Below are 16175 nucleotides of genomic sequence, written 5' to 3'. Positions count from 1 at the left end.
CCCGGTTAATCAAACTGGATATAAGGTTAATTAAGGTTAATAGGTGTGTTTTCACCGAATTTGGGTTTATTTTTATTGGATGATGAAGCCGTCAGGGAAATTGAGGCTGGCCGCACTGCTGATGATCGTAACGATCGCGGGGGTTGCGGCGTTCCAGGGGTACTGGATCCTGAAGCTGTATTCGGAAGAATGGAATACGCTGCGAAGGGAAACGGATGTGGCCTTTCGCGATGCGATGTACGATTTGCAGCTACAGCGATTTCACAAGGGCAAGCTGATAGTGCAGGATACCCATTTTGCCGGCAGAAAGGAAGACAACCTTTTTATGCTCAATGTGCTGGACAGCATGAAGACCTTGATCCGGGACAGCTTTCAGGCGGCTCCGAAGGACTCGTTGCTATCGAAGGATCGTCCTGAACGCCGGATGGCCATTACTTTCCGGACCGATCTGAGACATGACAGTCTTCCGCTGGATATGATTCGCCGGATCGGTCATCCCGCCGACGATGGCCATCCCGTGATCGTCCGATATGTGTCCAACAGCGATTCGAACGCCCGGCCGCTTACGATGGGGGAAATGGATACAGCCTACAAGCGGGTTTTGTTAAAGGCAGGTATCCCGGTGCCTTTTACGCTGCAACGGATCGCGGGTAAAGACACCGAAGAAATGAACCAGCCGCTGAAACATGAACTAAAGACGGCGTTTGTGTCCATCGGGTTGTCGAATGCCGTCGGCTATCGGGCCAGCTTTTCCAATCCCCTTGGATATATCGTCGGGAAACTGCGGCTGCCGATCGGGATGAGCGTTCTGCTGCTGGCTTTTACGGCGTTGTCCCTCCTCTTCCTCTATAGGAACCTGGTGCAACAGCGACAGATCGCGGCTATCAAGAACGAATTTATCAGCAATATGACCCACGAGCTGAAGACCCCGATCTCGACCGTTACCGTTGCCGTGGAGGCGTTGCGGCATTTTGGGGCGCTGGAGGACCCGCAAAAAACAAGGGAATACCTGGACATCTCGGCGCTGGAGCTGCAGCGGCTGTCGTTGCTGGTGGATAAGGTGCTGAAGCTGTCGCTCTTCGAGAATAAGCAGATCGAACTGAAGCCCGAGCGGATAGATCTGCCGGCACTGACGGCAGAAGTGATGGCCAGCATGCGGCTGCCGATGGAGAAGGCCGGTGCCGTGGTCCAGCTGAGCTGTACCGGCGTAGGGCTTTTTGTCCGGGCGGACCGGATGCACCTGGCGAGCGTGATCAGCAACCTTCTCGACAATGCGCTGAAGTATAGCCGGGAGCATCCGGCGCTGACGATCAATTTATCCCGGGAAGGCGGGGCAGTCCTGCTTTCGGTGGCGGATAACGGGATCGGCATTCCCGCGGCATATCGGGAGAAGATCTTCGAGAAGTTCTTTCGCGTTCCGTCGAACGATGTCCACACGATTAAGGGGTACGGTCTTGGGCTCAGCTATGTGCATCATATCGTCACCCGGCATGAAGGGCGGATCACGGTGGACAGCCGGGAGGGGAAGGGAAGCACATTCATCATTCAATTACCGGCGGAATGAGCAGGATCAAAGTATTATACGCCGAGGACGAGATCTTTCTGGGCAAGATCGTAAAAGAGACCCTCGAGAGCCGGGGGTTCGAGGTGCTGATGGAGACTCATGGCGCGAGGGTATTGACGGCCTTTGAGAACGGCAGGCCCGATATCTGTGTGCTGGATGTGATGCTACCCGATGTCAACGGCTTCGAGCTTGCGGAGGCGATCCGATCGCGAAATGACGATATCCCCATTATCTTTCTTACGGCCAAGACCCAGACGGAGGACCTGGTCCGGGGTTTTCGGACGGGCGGCAACGACTATATCCGCAAGCCCTTCAGCATGGAGGAGTTGATCGTGCGGATCGAGAACTGCCTGCGGGTGCGAAGGGAACCGGCGCCTATGGCGGCTTTGCCCGAAACCCTCGTGATCGGGGCATTTCATTTTCATCCGAACCGGCAGGTGCTGACGGGGGGAGGCGAAGAGCGAAAGCTGTCCTACCGGGAGAGCGAGCTATTGAAGCAGTTGTGGTTGCAACGGGACCGGGTGATCGCGAGGGAGGATATCCTGCAGGCAATCTGGGGAAATGATTCATTCCTAAACAGCCGAAACCTGGATGTGTATATCACCCGGCTGCGGGGATACCTCAAAGGGGATGAGCGGGTGGAAATATTGACGATAAAGGGTGTGGGTTACCGGTTTGTGATACCCTGACGTGGATGTGACGGGCGGGTTTGATATTAACGTGGCTTAACCTTTCTCACAGGTTGGTTAACTGAAATTGGGTTTGCCGATCGCTAGTTTTGGACAAAACAAAACCTCATGTCCAAAGCATTGCTCCTCCTTCTTCTTATTGTTTGTTCTCATGCCTCTGCGCAAATGATCACCGGACGGGTGATCGATAGTGTCGCGGGAAAGGGATTGGCGTATGCGACGGTTTCCCTGGTAAAAGCTGACGACAGCGTACTTGTCGGCTTTACGGTGGCGGACAGTGCGGGGAGGTTTCGGCTGACCCGGATACCTGATGGGCGTTGTTTGTTGTCGGTGTCTTATGCGGGGTTTGTGCCGGTGTGGAGGTCGGTGGCGGGGGTTGGAGCCGTTGGGGATATCGTGCTGATACCGGTGGGATTGCAGGATGTGCAGGTGATAGCGCGGCGTCCGCCGGTGGAGATCAATAATGATACACTGGAGTTTAATAGCGAGCATTTCAAGACCCAGCCCAACGCGGTGGTGGAGGACCTGCTGCGGAAGATGCCTGGAGTGACGATCGAGAGCGACGGTACGGTCAAGGTGAACGGACAGACGGTGCGGAGGGTGTTGGTGAATGGGAAGGAGTTCTTTACGGGCGATGTTAAGATGGCTACGAAGAATCTCAATGCCGATGCGGTAGACAAGGTGCAGGTGTTTGACCGGAAGAGTGACCAGGCTAGTTTTACGGGGGTGGACGATGGGAATAGTGAGAAGACGATCAATTTGAAGTTGAAGAAGGGACGAAATAATGCCTTATTTGGAAAGTTGATGGCTGGTGGTGGTGCGGGTGGCTCCGGGTCGGGCGGAAGCGAGGGGCGGTTTGACGGGCAGACGAATATCAATAAATTCAAGGGTGATGAACAGTTATCCTTTCTGGGCATGGCCAATAACACCAACCGGCAGGGCTTTACGTTGATGGATGTATTGAATTTCACGGGAGCGCTTGCGCGCGGGATGCGCAATGGCGGTGGTGGCGTACAGGTGCAGATGGGTGACCCGAACAGCAATGACGGCCTACCGGTCACCGGGCTGGGACAGAATCAGCAGGGGGTGGCGACAACGGCGGCGGGCGGACTGAATTACAACAATACCTGGGATAATGGAAGGACGAACCTCAATGCCAACTATACGATGAGTCATATCCGGCTTTTGACGGATAAGGAGTCGCGGGTGCAGAATCTCCTGCCGGGCAATTCTTATACGACGACGGACAGTAGCCATACGGCACATAGCGTCGATCAGCAACGGCTGAACCTTATACTGGATCAACAGATGGACAGCTCGTTCTCCCTGCGGCTGACGCCGTCCCTCACCTGGCAGGACACCCATAAGAACGAGCAGTCTTCTTATGCCAGCGCGCTGAACGACGGAACGATGTTAAACGATGGCAACAACCGGGCGGAGACGCGGCCGGGAGCCTTCAATCTAACTTCGGATGCCTTGCTGCGGAAGAAACTAGCCAAGAAGGGGCGGACGATATCCCTTGACCTGAATGTCGGGTATAATCACAGCACCAGTACGGGAACCCAGGTCTCCGATAATTTCTTTTATCCGGGGGCAGGGGTAACCGATTCGGCGATCAACCAATACGCTTCACGGGATGCCGTTACGCGGAGCATCGGCGGGAATCTCACCTATACCGAGCCCATCGGGCGGCGCAGCCTGGTGGCGCTTAGCGGATTTTACAATTCGAACATCGGCAGCAGCAACAAGGAGGCCTTTGACCTGGATGCGGCGACGGGCAAACGCGATCGTTTCAATACTCAACTTAGCAATGATTTCAGCAGCGATTACCGGTATTCGGGGGGAGGGCTCAGCTTTCGGAGCAACCCCGGAAAGTGGATGCTTACCGCGGGGGCCAACCTGCAGGCGGCCGTGCTGCGTGCGACTGACAATACCGCGGGGAAGACGATCCGGCAAGCGTTTACGGACGTGTTGCCGGTCGGCGTCGTCAAATATGTCATCAATAATTCGAAAATGTTCCAACTGGATTATAACACGAGCACGATCCAGCCCAGCGTTGTGCAGCTGCAGCCGGTGGCGGACCTGAGCGATCCATTGAATGTCCGGATCGGAAACCCCGGTCTGCGGCGAACCTATTCCCACCGGGTGGGTCTTTCCTTTTTCTCCGCCAATCCCGGCAAGCGGACCAATTTCATGGGAATGATCGGCTACAATGCCTCGGCCAATGCGATCGTGGAGAGCGATTCTGTGGGTGGTTCCGGTGCGAGGGTGATCGTTCCGGTCAATACGGATGGCGTACGGAATCTTATCGCTGATGTGAACCTGGGGTTCCCGATGCGGAAGATCTTTTCCCGGCTGGAGGTGGGCAGCTTTTTCACGGAGGCACGGAATGTGTCCTTTTTGAATGGGGTAAGGAACCTGATCCATTCGACGACGGTGGGTCCGCGGTTTTCGTTTGACTATAGCAGGGACAATGCAATCGACGTGCAGCTGACGGCGTCGCTGTCGCTGAATACGGGGAGCTATTCGTTGCGGCCGGCGCTGAACACCCATTACATGCGGCAGAACTACGGGGTCAATGCCACGGGGTATCTGCCGTGGGGGATCTCGGTGCATAGTGAGTTCAATGTCCTCTTCAATACGGGGCGTACCGAAGGATATAATACGACGATCGCTTTGTGGAATGCGTCGGTTGCCAAATCGATGCTGAAGCATGACCGGGGGGAGGTCAAGTTCGGCGTGATGGACCTGCTGAACCGGAATACGGGGATCACGCGAAGCGTCAACCAGGGAAGCATTGTGGATGAGCAGTATAATGTGCTGCGGCGGTATTTCCTGTTGAGCTTTACGTACAGTTTGAATAAGGCGGGGTTGAAGACGAAGGGGGGGCCGGTGATCAATGTGAGGAGGGTTGGGGAGTAGTGTTTCTAATTGCCAATTCTATCACTGATATCAATAAGGTGCTCATATTATTGCCTCATGCTCTGTGCTGTTTATAATCCTGAGCTTTGGTACGGCATATGAAAGACCAGGGACGCGATTTTATCGGCCCGCCCAACTAAATCCCCTTCTGATATATTACTCAGTAAAACAATGCAAAGGTCATCATCTGGGTAAAATTCCAGGTCGGAAATGAAACCCGGAACTCCTCCCGCATGTGAAATGCATTTCCGGCTGTATAACGAATAGGTGAACCATCCATAGCCATAAAGCCATTGATGGGGAGTAAAGGCGATTTCCCTGGTCTGACTGTTAATTAGCCGGTTGGTGCAGAGCCCGTGGTAGAACTTGTAGAGGTCCATTGCTGTTGTATAGACCGATCCACAGCCTGGAGCATAGGTCGAATCAAAATCATTTACAGCGACGAGCCCTTGTTTGTCTCGGATGTAGCCCGCTGATTTGTTGCTGTCTGCGAGGTGCAAGAAATCAAATCCCGAGTGATCCATCTGCAAAGGGGTAAATATCATTTCCCTCACCACTTGCTCGAATTTTTTTCCGGTAATTTTTTCTACGATGGCCGCCAGTAGGATATAATTTGAGTTCGAATAAGCAAACTTTTTCCCAGGCTTTTCCCCTGACGGTTCATCTTCGAAATAAGAAATTAGCGTTTCCATTGATATCGGAGGTGCTGAATCAGGAAGCTGCTGAACCGATCTCACTTCCAAATAATCCTTGATACCGGAACTATGGGTTAGCAAGTTTTCGATCGTAATTGAATCACCTTTCGGATACCCGGGAAAATAGGTAGACAACTTGTCCTCCAGGCTTAGCCGCCCTTCCTCTAGCAGCTTCATTATAACGGTTGCAGTGAAAGGCTTGGAAAGGGAACCGATCCGATAGATTGTCGATGTATCTGCTGGCTTTTTTGAGCGCATATTCCTATATCCATATCCGTTATTGAGCAGGATATTGCCTTTATAAACTACCAACACCGTCCCGTTAAAGGGATGCCCTTTTTGGTTAACGTGTAAGTAGTCTTCGATCTTGGAAGCGGTGGATTGAGCTTGTGTCCATAAAGATATCATGATCCAACCAAGTGTAAAGCAGAAGTTCTTCATTCGACAAATTATTGCTTTTATCTCCAGTTCGGTGATAAAAGAATGTTAATGCTAACTTCAACAGGCTAATTCGTTCGGGTTAACTGACCTTTTCAAATTCTTAAATAAAACAGACTTTCAAAGGAATGCTTTCTGAAAGGTTGTTTCAGCAAGATCGACCGAAACAAACTTTCAATTGGATTATCATGGTATACAGCATTTAGCCGGATGATTCGGAGAATATCGCCGGCGGAAAGTTTGAGCCGGTTGCAGGTCTTTTGGCGCAACTTCTCCGCATTGATAAAGAGTTGAGTTAACATACATAGGGCCATGTGCCGCAGCCAGCCCAGTTCCCTTCGGGTTTGATACTCATTTAAGCCAAGTTCCATTAGGATGAGATACCCTGTTTTGACGGAGCGGCGTCAGGGTTCCCGGCGATGGGAAACGAGATGGCAAGCGGTGAGGGTTTCGGCGATAGCGATGATGCCAAGGGTGCACAGGTATTTCGGGGGAATCAGTGCACGGGATAGGGACCTTCGGTAAATTCTTCTTCATGATAACCCTTACAGCCGATGGCCTGGGCAAGGGGGCTCCGGATCGTGCCGCCGGCGGCAAGACGGGCGAGAAGATCGGCAAAATCATGGCGGGGCTGCCAGCCGAGCTCAGTGCGGGCCAGGGCGTTGACATAGACGCGGTCGATGGCGGGGAACATTTTCCAGCCGAGTTTGGCATATATTTCCTCGTAGCCGGGGAAGAGGCGCCGGACGACGGTTATGGCATCGGTGCGAAGAAGGGTCATGTCTTCCGGCGTGAAGGGGGTCGTAGCGCTGATGATATATTTCCCGAAACCGATGGATTCGGCTTTTTCGGCCGCGGCCAGCAGGGAGCTGACGGTGTCTTCGATGTCCACGCGCCGGAAAAGGTACTCGTTGGCCTTGATATTGTCGCTGGAGTAAATATCCCGCATCTTTTTGTTATCGTCGTCCTCGGGGAAGAAGCGGGAGGTGCGCAGCACGATGCAGGGAAGGCGGAAATTGCGATAGTACAGCCGGCAAAGGTTCTCGGCGGCCTCTTTTGTTACTCCATATATATTCTTGGGGATCGGGCGGGTGTCTTCGGTGATCCATTCGGCCGGGGAGCCGGCAGGTGGGATCAGGGCATCACCGAAGACGCTGGTGGTGCTGGTGAAGATAAAGCGTTTGACCCCGGCGGCGACGGATTCCTGCAGGAGGTTGAGTGTGCCGGAGATGTTGGTGTCGACGAACTGTTGGGGGGTGTGGGTCGCTACATGGGGCTTGTGGAGGGTGGCGGTGTGGTAGACGGTGTCGACGCCCTTCATGCATTCGCGGACGAAGTCGCGGTCGACGATGGTGCCGACCTTATCGGTATAAGGCGATTCGAGGATATCGATTCCGAGGACGGGATGGTTGGCGGCGCGGAGGGTCCGGATCATGGCTTCCCCCAAATGGCCTGCGCTGCCGGTGACGAGTGCTTTCATTGGTTTTCGTTGTACCGGGACGAAGTTAGGGTTTTTTAGGAGGCGGCGGGCTTGTACGATCTTGTACGGAGATGTACAAGGCTTGTTTGGGGACCGGAGCCTTTGGGGGGTAAATTACCGCTATGAAGAAACTAACTGAACTGGGACCTGTCTTCTACGCGATAGCCGTGGCCGGGTTCGGCGTCAACCAGCTGGTAACCCAAAACTTTCTGACAGGGCTGTTCCCTGTGCCCGCGGGCGTGCCGCTGCGAACCTTCCTGATGATCGCGAGCAGTCTCCTTTTCCTGCTGGCGGCGGTAGGGATATTGTTCCTGGGGCGTAAGTGGCTCGCCGCGGCGCTGGCGGGGTCTTGTTTTTTTGTTTTCTTCCTGGTGCTGCATTTGCCGATCCTGTTGGGTGATCTGAAGAACCCGGTCCTCTGGACGCCGCCTTTCGAAGCGCTCATGCTGGGAAGCGGCGGTTTTATCATTGCGGCCTACTACATCAATACGGGAGCCGGCGATGCCCGATGGGTGAAACCGTTGAACCTGATGGGTACGCTGAGCCAATATTGGTTTGCGGTGGGCCTCGTGGTTTTCGCCGTGTTACACATCAAATACAATGACTATATACAAACGCTGATTCCCACCTGGATGCCGGGACATGTGTTCCTGTCCTATGTCGTGATCGCGGCCTTTCTGTTGTCGGCCTTCAGTCTTTTCACCGGGCTGAAGCTTACGCTGGCATCGGGGCTTTTAGGGGTCATGTTCCTGCTTTGGGTTCTATTGCTTCATGCGCCGCGGGCAATCGGGAAGATGACGATGGAACCGGAATGGTCCAGCCTGTTTGTCGCATTAGCAGTCTGTGGCGCGGCTTTTACCGTTTGCCGGCAAACCCAGGTATGGAGGGGGTATCACGTGCAGCGAGGGGCGTTCGCCAATTGAGGGGGCGGACCGCCCTTGGAGGGGGGCGGTCCGCAGGGCTGCATTGCGTTTTTGGCGGCGGGCTTCGCGGGCGGCGTGTTTTTGGCGGCGGGCTTCGCGGGCGGGGCGCTAATTATTCCAAATACTTTCTGATTGCGATGAGGTCTTCGTCCCCGTATTGGGCCTGTGCCTTTTGGAAGGACTGAAAGGCCAGCTCGGCCATGGGTGTTTTCCAGCCTTCGGCGCGCGCTAGTCCAAGGTCCTTCACCATGTGCTTCAACATAAAGGCGGGTTTGTAGTTATTTTGGATGATGGCCTCGCCTTTTATCCTTGCGAAAGGATTCCCCATGGCTCCATTGTTCATGATGTTCATGAAGTCTTCTGTACCGATCCCGTGTTGATTGGCGAAGAGGGTTGCTTCGGCCAGTCCCTGGGTGTGGAAGCTGAGGAGGAGATTGATCGCAAGCTTGACCGTATTTCCCGCGCCGGCGGCGCCGAGATGAAGGATGAGCTTGCCGAGTGGTTGGAGGAGTGGGTTTATTTTTTCGTATCCCTCTTTTGATCCGCCGACCATAATAACCAGCTGGCCTTCCTGGGCTTGTTTTACACTGCCGCTGACGGGGGCATCGAGATATTCGTTGCCCTGGTTTTTGCAGGCGGTTGTCAATTCCCGGCTGATACCGGGTGAGACAGTGCTCATGTTGACGATGAGCTTACCGGTGGCGTTGGCGGCCAGCAGGCCGTTGTCCCCGTCGAAACAGTCGCGAACGGCCTGGTCGTCGGAGACCATGAGGAAGACGATATCGGTTTGACGGATCAGGTCCGCGGGAGTGGCGGCAATGGACGCGCCGGCGGCTTTGAGGGCCGTCTCCTTTTCCTTGCTACGATTGTATGCAGTGACCTGATAACCGGCATCGATGTGGCGTTGGGACATCGGCCTACCCATGGTCCCCAGTCCGAGCCAACCTAATTTTACATTATTCATAGGACAAAGGTAAATGGTAAGGCCCGCTTTCGCGGGCCCTTTTTATTTCCATGGATTTCATTCCTATTGTTGCATACTTGAGCCGGCGTCACCCATGCCCTGGCCGTTCATGCTCTTACGCTTGAAGAGGTTGAGGTCCATCTTTCCGAAGCGATAGGCGAAAACGACGCGGAACAACTGGGGATCCTTCAGGCGATCGTATTCCTGCGAGAAGAAGGGGCTGCTGCTGTACTGATCGGACCAGCGATTGCGGAAGATATCGGTCATGGTGGCGGTGATCGAGGCGGCGTTCTGTTTCAGGAAGCTGTATTTGACCGCGAGATCGAATCCATAGTAGGGTTTGATATACCCCTGGGCCGAACTCTGCTGGACATTTCCGGGAGGGCCGAACTGGTTGTTGTTGAGGTTTACCGGCAGGTTTGTCTTCGACTGATAGATCGCTGTCAGCTGCACCGTGAAATTGCCCGGGATCTTGAAGTTGCTGTTGAACTTACCGAACCAGCTCCAAAGGGCGGCCTGCGAAGCCTGCTGCAGGTTCTCGGTGTTTATATGAGAATTATACACGTTGACGTTGAGCGATATATCCCACCACCTGGTGATATTATCCGTAGACGTAATCTCACCCCCGACGGTATAGGCGCTGTTTGCGTTCTCATACGTATTGATCAGCACGGGCTGCCCGATCGGGTTGACACCGCTGTCCTGGTAACGCGTGATGAGGTTGGTCGTATTCTTATAATAAGCCGAGATCAACAGGGTGTTGTTGTGCGGGAAGGTCTTCATGTACGAGAACTCGGTGTTGTACGTGAATTCCGGCACCAGGTTGGGATTACCGCGGGTGATGTTCAGCGTATCGGAGTAATCCGTAAAAGGTATCAGCTGGAAGAAACCGGGACGGTTGATCTTACGGGTGACACTGAGCTGCAGTTCCTGGTTGTGTTTCAGCTTCTGACTCAGGAAAACCGACGGGAAGAGCGCAGTGGGATACGAGTTATGGAAATGCTGGCCGGTATTCAGCAGATCGCCTGTATACCGGGAGCTCTCCCCACGCAGGCCGAGGGCATAGCCGAAGCTGCCGATGGCGCTGGTGAAATTGACATAAGCCGCGTACACGTCGCTTGTGCTGGTGTAGTCGCTGATGCCAAGAGTATTGAGGGTCCGGTCGCCTTTGTCGTCCAGGGTGAAGGTGTTGTTGTCATTGGCCAGCTTCTGAATGCTGGTCCGGAGACCGGCCTCGATCTTGGTTTTTTCTCCCAGCGGATCGACAAAATCGGTCTGGATGGTGTAGAATCGGGGTGCGGCGGTGCCGGTCTGCAGTTGCCGGGTAGTATAGGCGATGCTGCCACCGGGTTGGCCCGCATAATAGTCCGTTGTATAGAGCGAGGATAAGGAAGAATTGACGTCGAAGAACGAACCGTCGATGGTCCACTCCTCCCCTTTCTTATCGAATGTGTGCTTCATCCCTGTCTGTACGCCGTTGACGTGGAAGACGCGATCGTTGTTGGCGCTGCGGAGGGAATAGATGACCGAAGAATCGCTCCCCGGGGGAAGGATGACAGTCCTGATATTGGATGCATCGGTGGGCTTGAAAGAACCGTCGACGCGGAGATAGGAGGCGGAAAGGGTGGTCTTGTTGGATACGAACCAGTCCATCCCGAACTGCCCAAACATAAAGTGTCCGTGTGTCCGCTGAAGGTCGGACTGGAGGAGATGGGTGGTGGTGTCATGGAGAATGGTATAGCGATCGGTCGATCCTATCGTTTTCGGGTTCATCCCGTTGTACATGCCGTTGAGCGTGAAGTTGACTTTGTTCTGGCGAAGGCTGAGACCGACGAGGGCATTGGGCTGGCCATGGGAGTCCATGCCGGCGGAAATGCTGCCGTTGTAACCTTGCTTCCTGTTCTTTTTAAGGACGATGTTGACGATCCCCGCGCCGCCGCCGGAGGCGTCATATTTTGCGGAGGGGTTGGTCATAACCTCGACGCTTTCGATGGCGTCGGCCGGGATCTCGTCGAGGGTCAGCGTGGTAGGCCGGCCGTCGATGAAGATGGTAGGCGTTGCGCCGCGGAGGGTCAGGTTGCCGTCGATGTCGACGTTGACGGAGGGAACGTTGCGCATGACATCCACGCCGGTACCGCCGGCGCTCACGATGTTCTGTGAGACGTTGAAGACTTTTTTATCGAGCTCGAGCTTCATTGGCGGCGTCTTCGCTGTTACGGTCGCGGCAGCGAGCTGCGCGACATCGGTTTGTAATTTTAGAGAGCCTAAGTCCTTTTCGAAGGAGGGCATAGCGCCGAAGGGATTGCTGCTCTGTCCCGGTGTGGTCTGCGCTGCGGCGGGGATGATCGTAAAGCTTACGTCCTGCGACTTGTAACCGGTGGCGGAGAGCCGCACTACCAGGGGTTGGACGATCGGCAGATCTTCGAAGTTGAATTCGCCATTTGCCTTGGTGTCCATTCCTTTTATGAGCACGAGCTTTTTCTTTTTTGTCGTGGGATCGACGGTGGACTTTAGCACGACGGCTGTTGCTGCGATGGGCTGGCCGGTGGAGTCGGTGACTTTACCGAAGGCGCGACCGATGGCGGGAGGAGGACCGGAGGGTCTGCCGCCGGGAGCGCCGGGTTTTGCGCCGGGGGCGCCTCCACCGGGTTGCTGCGCCTGCGAGAGGTTAGCGAAGAGGAAGGAGAAGATAAGGAAAGCAACTAATTTTCTCACGATTGTAATTTTAGACCACAAAGGTAATTTCGGCGCCGGGTTCTGTCGATAGCATTACTGCAAACGGAGCAAAAAACGCGGTAAACGGCATAAATCTGTCGGCAAACGAAATCGGCGGGTTTTGATGCGAAAATCGCGTGAGAGGGATGCAAAAAAAGATAAACAAATATTCTTTTCTATTTGTAACATATTGAAGAAGACTGCGACGGATCTTTATTGATCCGTCGCAGTCTTTCTTATTTTACTCCTTTGTTGGCGTCCCAGTTGCCGGCGAGTTTACGGATGTATAAGATCTGGCCGGTATGGTAGGCGGTATGTGTGTTGATATGATCGATGGTGGAAGCCCATTTTTTCAGTTTGGCTTCATCGGCGGTCTCGATGGCTTTTTCCCAATCCGACATGACCTGGTTGAGCTGCTGGATGGTGGAGGTCCAGGTTGCTTCTGTGACAGCGGTGAATGTTTCGTTGTTGTTACCGCTGAACGGCGCGGGTTTGCGGTCATAGAATTTGTCGAGTGATTCGCGGTTCCAATACATGATGTGATAAGCGAGCTCGGCGACGGAGTGGCTGGAGTCGGCGGGTTTCCACATGGCCTGTTTGGCGGTGATGCCTTCGACGGCGATGGAAACGGGGACGTACCAGTCCTCTTTGTTCCAGGTGTTGCGGAACTGTTCGAGGAGGATGGATCTCAGCGTCGCCTCTTTTTGCGGGGCTTGCTGTGCGGCGGCGGGCAGCGCTGCGCTGATGAGGAGGATGGCGATGGGAACGAGGTGTTTACGCATGGTGAGCGATTGTTTTTTTTCAAATATAGGGGTTCCGGGGGCGGCGTTTGCCGGTGTTTGACAGGCGGCCGGGAGGGCGTGCTATTTAGCAGTTTTGTCGAGATATTTGGTTTCCTTATAGATGAGGGATGCCCGGTCCGTAAAGAAACACGGACCGGGCGCTGGAGACCGGAGATGTCGACTGATTGGAAAACCTACCTGGCTTGGGAGCGGCTGAGGAACGCCCGGCCACCGTCGGTGTCGAAGAAGTTGACGGCGTCGTCGTGGTCGGTGGACCGGCTGATGGGGAGCCATTTTTCGAGTTCGGCTTTGCGGGTGGCATCGGCGGCCTGGAGGAGGGCGACGGCTTCGCTGCCGAGGACGAGGTGGACGGGGGGCTGGGGTTCGTCGGCGAGGCTGATCATCGCCTTTGCTGCCTTGTCGGGATCGCCCATGGGGACATAGATGCCGCTGCGGAGGAAGCTGCGGATCGCGCCGACGCTGGCTTCGTACCCTTCGACATCGGGGGCGAAGGTCATCGAGGCGCCGCCCCAGTCGGTGCGGAAGCCACCGGGTTCAACGGAGGTGACGTGGATACCGAGGGGCGCCACTTCTTTTGCGAGGGCTTCGGAGAAACCGGCGAGGCCGAATTTGGCGGCCTGGTACATGGTCAGGCCGGGGTTGCCGACGCGACCGCCAACGGAGCTGACCTGCAGGATGCGGCCCGACCGCTGTTTGCGCATGATGGGCAGAACCGCGCGGGTGACAGCGATTGGCGCATATAAATTGGTCTCGAGCTGGCTACGGACCTGGTCGTCGGAGAAGGCTTCGGCGGCGCCGGTGATGCCGAAGCCGGCATTGTTGACGAGGACGTCGATGCGCCCGAACTTGCCGAGGGTCTGCCCGACGGCTTTTGCGATCTGCGCGTCGTCAGTGACATCGAGCGCGATCGGAAGGATCTGATCGGAGTATTGGGCTTTGAGATCGTCTAATTGTTTCGGGTCGCGGGCGGTGGCGGCGACTTTGTCGCCGGTTGCGAGTACTGCTGCGGTGAGGCTGCGGCCGAGACCGCGGGAACTGCCGGTAATGAACCAAACTTTTGCCATGATCATTGATTTTTTGATGGCTCAAAGTTCGGTTCATTTTCGGGCGGCAGCTTTGTTTAAAAGCTCAAACATGGTTTGTTGTGGGGCTCACCCACCTCACTAGTAGACGTGATGTCCTTCGGCGGCGCGTTTGATCAGCTCGTCCTTCTTCACACCGATCTGCATTCCGATGGGATGCCCGTCGCGATAGGCGACGACATTGATCTGGTTGGCGCCCATAGGGAACCGCACTGGCGTACCGTCATATTTGGGATAGGTGGAATCGGGATTTGTCTGGTCGAAGGTATAATAGAGGTCCAGGCCGCTGATCTCGGTGGTAATTCCTACGGTAAGCTCGCCGCCCGGCAGCCGTTTGGGGATAAGGATGGGATTGAAGGCGCTGCGGGCATATTTGATTCCGGCGGCATCCATCCGCTTGAACTCCTGCTCCATTCTCTTTGTGAAGTCATCCCAGTTGCGGGCTTTCTTCGGACTCCAGTAGACCTCGGCAAGGGCGAGGCCGCGGGGCCAGGTCATATACTCGGCATGGCGGAAAGTGGGGACAGACTCGGACCAGAGATTGCCCTGGCCACCGAGGATCAGTTTTTCGTCGACGCTGTCGGGGACAGGATCCCAGGTGTAGGAATCCTTGAGGCGGCACATCCCATACGTGGGCGGCTCAACTGTAGGCTCTCCCTGGTAGAGATCAATATAGACATAATCCCAGGGGGTCATGACCACGGGATGGTTCATCTTTGCCGCGGCGACGCCGCCGGACATTCCGCGCCAACTCATCACCGTTGCGGTTGGAGCGAGACCGCCCTCGAGGATCTCATCCCAACCGATCAGCTTCTTGCCTTTTGAATTGACGATGGTCTCTATACGCTTCACAAAATAGCTCTGCAACTCGTCGACGTTCTTGAGATTCTCGTCGTGCATCCTTTTCTGACATTTGGGGCAGGTGGCCCAGAAACCTTTGTAGGCCTCGTCACCGCCAATATGAATATAAGGATTGGGGAAAAGGGCGGCCACTTCGGTGATGATCTTGTCGAGCACCATATATACGGAATCATTGCCGATGCAGAGGGCATTGTCCTCGCGGATCGGAGGGCGCGCACCGGGGTTGACGCTGTATTGCAGCTGGGTGCAGGAAAGATTGGGATATGAGGAGATCAGCGCGAGGCTATGCGCGGGGATATCTATCTCCGGAAGAATGGTCACATGACGTTCGGCCGCATAACGGATGATGTCGCGCATTTCTTCCTGGGTATAGAAGCCGCCGTAGGGCGTGGGCTCATTGGCGAGAGGCGGAAGATATTCCCCCCAACGACCGGTGCGGGCTACGCGCCAGGCTCCATGCTGCGTCAATTGGGGCAGGCTTTTGATCTCGATCCGCCAGCCCTGGTCATCGCTGAGATGGAGGTGAAGCGTATTGTATTTGTACCGCACCATGTCATCGATATAGTGCTTGACCTCATCCTTTGTGAAGAAATGGCGGCTGACGTCGAGCATCAGACCGCGCCAGGCGAAGCGGGGGTAGTCCGTGATCTCGACACAGGGAATATTCGTGGGTTGGCCGGGCGTTGCGCCGACGGGTATCAGTTGCAGGAGGGTCTGCCTGGCATAGAACATGCCGGCAGCGCCGTTGGCGCCGATGCGGATCGCCGAGGGAGTGACGACAAGGGTATACCCTTCTTCTCCGAGGACGTTGCGGTCGGCAGGCGTCGTGAAGACGATGCGTTTGCCCCCTTTACCTTGTTGCAGGAGAAGATCTTCGGCGGCGGTGAGCGTAAAATGACCGGGCTGCTCTTTGACGGAAACGGGCTCGGGAATGATATGGACGTTCTGGGCGAGCAGCGTGCCGGAGAACACGATGCCAACAAGCAATGATGAGAGTCGGGGAACGATGGACATAGCGGGCAATTTTATGAATGAACCG

11 protein-coding genes are annotated in these 16175 nt (G+C 55.1%); 4 read left to right on the top strand and 7 right to left on the bottom strand.

Annotated elements, in window-relative coordinates; all coding sequences use genetic code 11:
• The first annotated feature begins 79 nt into the window (after positions 1-79).
• The 3 genes from VHE34_RS30100 (at position 80) to VHE34_RS30090 (ending at position 5175) form a co-directional block, all read left to right on the top strand.
• Positions 80-1564, top strand: coding sequence for a HAMP domain-containing sensor histidine kinase (locus tag VHE34_RS30100; RefSeq protein WP_325595111.1), 1485 nt, complete (start codon positions 80-82; stop codon positions 1562-1564).
• Positions 1561-2253, top strand: coding sequence for a response regulator transcription factor (locus tag VHE34_RS30095; protein WP_325595109.1), 693 nt, complete (start codon positions 1561-1563; stop codon positions 2251-2253). The genes VHE34_RS30100 and VHE34_RS30095 overlap by 4 nt, the downstream gene beginning before the upstream one ends.
• Before the next feature lie 108 nt (positions 2254-2361).
• Complete coding sequence (locus tag VHE34_RS30090) at positions 2362-5175, top strand: TonB-dependent receptor (protein WP_325595107.1); 2814 nt, start codon at positions 2362-2364, stop codon at positions 5173-5175.
• Positions 5176-5246: 71 nt separating this feature from the next.
• Here VHE34_RS30090 and VHE34_RS30085 read toward each other — a convergent pair whose 3' ends face one another.
• Positions 5247-6311, bottom strand: a complete 1065-nt coding sequence (locus VHE34_RS30085; RefSeq protein ID WP_325595105.1) for a serine hydrolase domain-containing protein — start codon at positions 6309-6311, stop codon at positions 5247-5249.
• A gap of 493 nt (positions 6312-6804) precedes the next feature.
• The gene (locus tag VHE34_RS30080; protein ID WP_325595103.1) at positions 6805-7788 is read right to left on the bottom strand and encodes an NAD(P)-dependent oxidoreductase; all 984 of its coding nucleotides are present in this window, start codon (positions 7786-7788) and stop codon (positions 6805-6807) included.
• A 122-nt stretch (positions 7789-7910) separates the two neighbouring features.
• Here VHE34_RS30080 and VHE34_RS30075 point away from each other — a divergent pair, with 122 nt between their 5' ends.
• Positions 7911-8711, top strand: coding sequence for a hypothetical protein (locus VHE34_RS30075; protein ID WP_325595101.1), 801 nt, complete (start codon positions 7911-7913; stop codon positions 8709-8711).
• Between the two features lie 112 nt (positions 8712-8823).
• Here the strand turns inward: VHE34_RS30075 and VHE34_RS30070 are convergent, their stop codons facing one another.
• The 5 genes from VHE34_RS30070 to VHE34_RS30050 form a co-directional block, all read right to left on the bottom strand.
• The gene (locus VHE34_RS30070; RefSeq protein ID WP_325595099.1) at positions 8824-9675 is read right to left on the bottom strand and encodes an NAD(P)-dependent oxidoreductase; all 852 of its coding nucleotides are present in this window, start codon (positions 9673-9675) and stop codon (positions 8824-8826) included.
• A 63-nt stretch (positions 9676-9738) separates the two neighbouring features.
• On the bottom strand, positions 9739-12390 hold the full coding sequence (locus VHE34_RS30065; RefSeq protein WP_325595097.1) for an outer membrane beta-barrel protein: 2652 nt from the start codon (positions 12388-12390) through the stop codon (positions 9739-9741).
• 236 nt (positions 12391-12626) lie between these two features.
• Entirely contained in the window at positions 12627-13172 is a 546-nt protein-coding gene (locus VHE34_RS30060; RefSeq protein ID WP_325595095.1) for a DinB family protein, read from the bottom strand.
• 194 nt (positions 13173-13366) lie between these two features.
• Positions 13367-14257 (bottom strand): SDR family oxidoreductase, encoded by an 891-nt coding sequence (locus tag VHE34_RS30055; RefSeq protein ID WP_325595093.1) that lies wholly within the window; start codon positions 14255-14257, stop codon positions 13367-13369.
• 99 nt (positions 14258-14356) lie between these two features.
• A complete protein-coding gene (locus VHE34_RS30050) occupies positions 14357-16150 on the bottom strand; it encodes a beta-N-acetylhexosaminidase (RefSeq protein WP_325595091.1) in 1794 nt (597 codons plus the stop codon).
• Positions 16151-16175: the final 25 nt, after the last annotated feature.

The sequence above is a fragment of the Puia sp. genome (genome assembly GCF_035546395.1).
Lineage (GTDB): Bacteria > Bacteroidota > Bacteroidia > Chitinophagales > Chitinophagaceae > Puia.
This window is presented reverse-complemented; position numbering and strand designations above follow the sequence as displayed.

Excerpts from the sequence above, each read along its gene's own strand:
- VHE34_RS30100 (WP_325595111.1), top strand. The coding sequence starts at position 80 with ATGATGAAGCCGTCAGGGAAATTGAGGCTGGCCGCACTGCTGATGATC.
- VHE34_RS30095 (WP_325595109.1), top strand. The coding sequence starts at position 1,561 with ATGAGCAGGATCAAAGTATTATACGCCGAGGACGAGATCTTTCTGGGC.
- VHE34_RS30090 (WP_325595107.1), top strand. The coding sequence starts at position 2,362 with ATGTCCAAAGCATTGCTCCTCCTTCTTCTTATTGTTTGTTCTCATGCC.
- VHE34_RS30085 (WP_325595105.1), bottom strand. The coding sequence starts at position 6,311 with ATGAAGAACTTCTGCTTTACACTTGGTTGGATCATGATATCTTTATGG.
- VHE34_RS30080 (WP_325595103.1), bottom strand. The coding sequence starts at position 7,788 with ATGAAAGCACTCGTCACCGGCAGCGCAGGCCATTTGGGGGAAGCCATG.
- VHE34_RS30075 (WP_325595101.1), top strand. The coding sequence starts at position 7,911 with ATGAAGAAACTAACTGAACTGGGACCTGTCTTCTACGCGATAGCCGTG.
- VHE34_RS30070 (WP_325595099.1), bottom strand. The coding sequence starts at position 9,675 with ATGAATAATGTAAAATTAGGTTGGCTCGGACTGGGGACCATGGGTAGG.
- VHE34_RS30060 (WP_325595095.1), bottom strand. The coding sequence starts at position 13,172 with ATGCGTAAACACCTCGTTCCCATCGCCATCCTCCTCATCAGCGCAGCG.
- VHE34_RS30055 (WP_325595093.1), bottom strand. The coding sequence starts at position 14,257 with ATGGCAAAAGTTTGGTTCATTACCGGCAGTTCCCGCGGTCTCGGCCGC.
- VHE34_RS30050 (WP_325595091.1), bottom strand. The coding sequence starts at position 16,150 with ATGTCCATCGTTCCCCGACTCTCATCATTGCTTGTTGGCATCGTGTTC.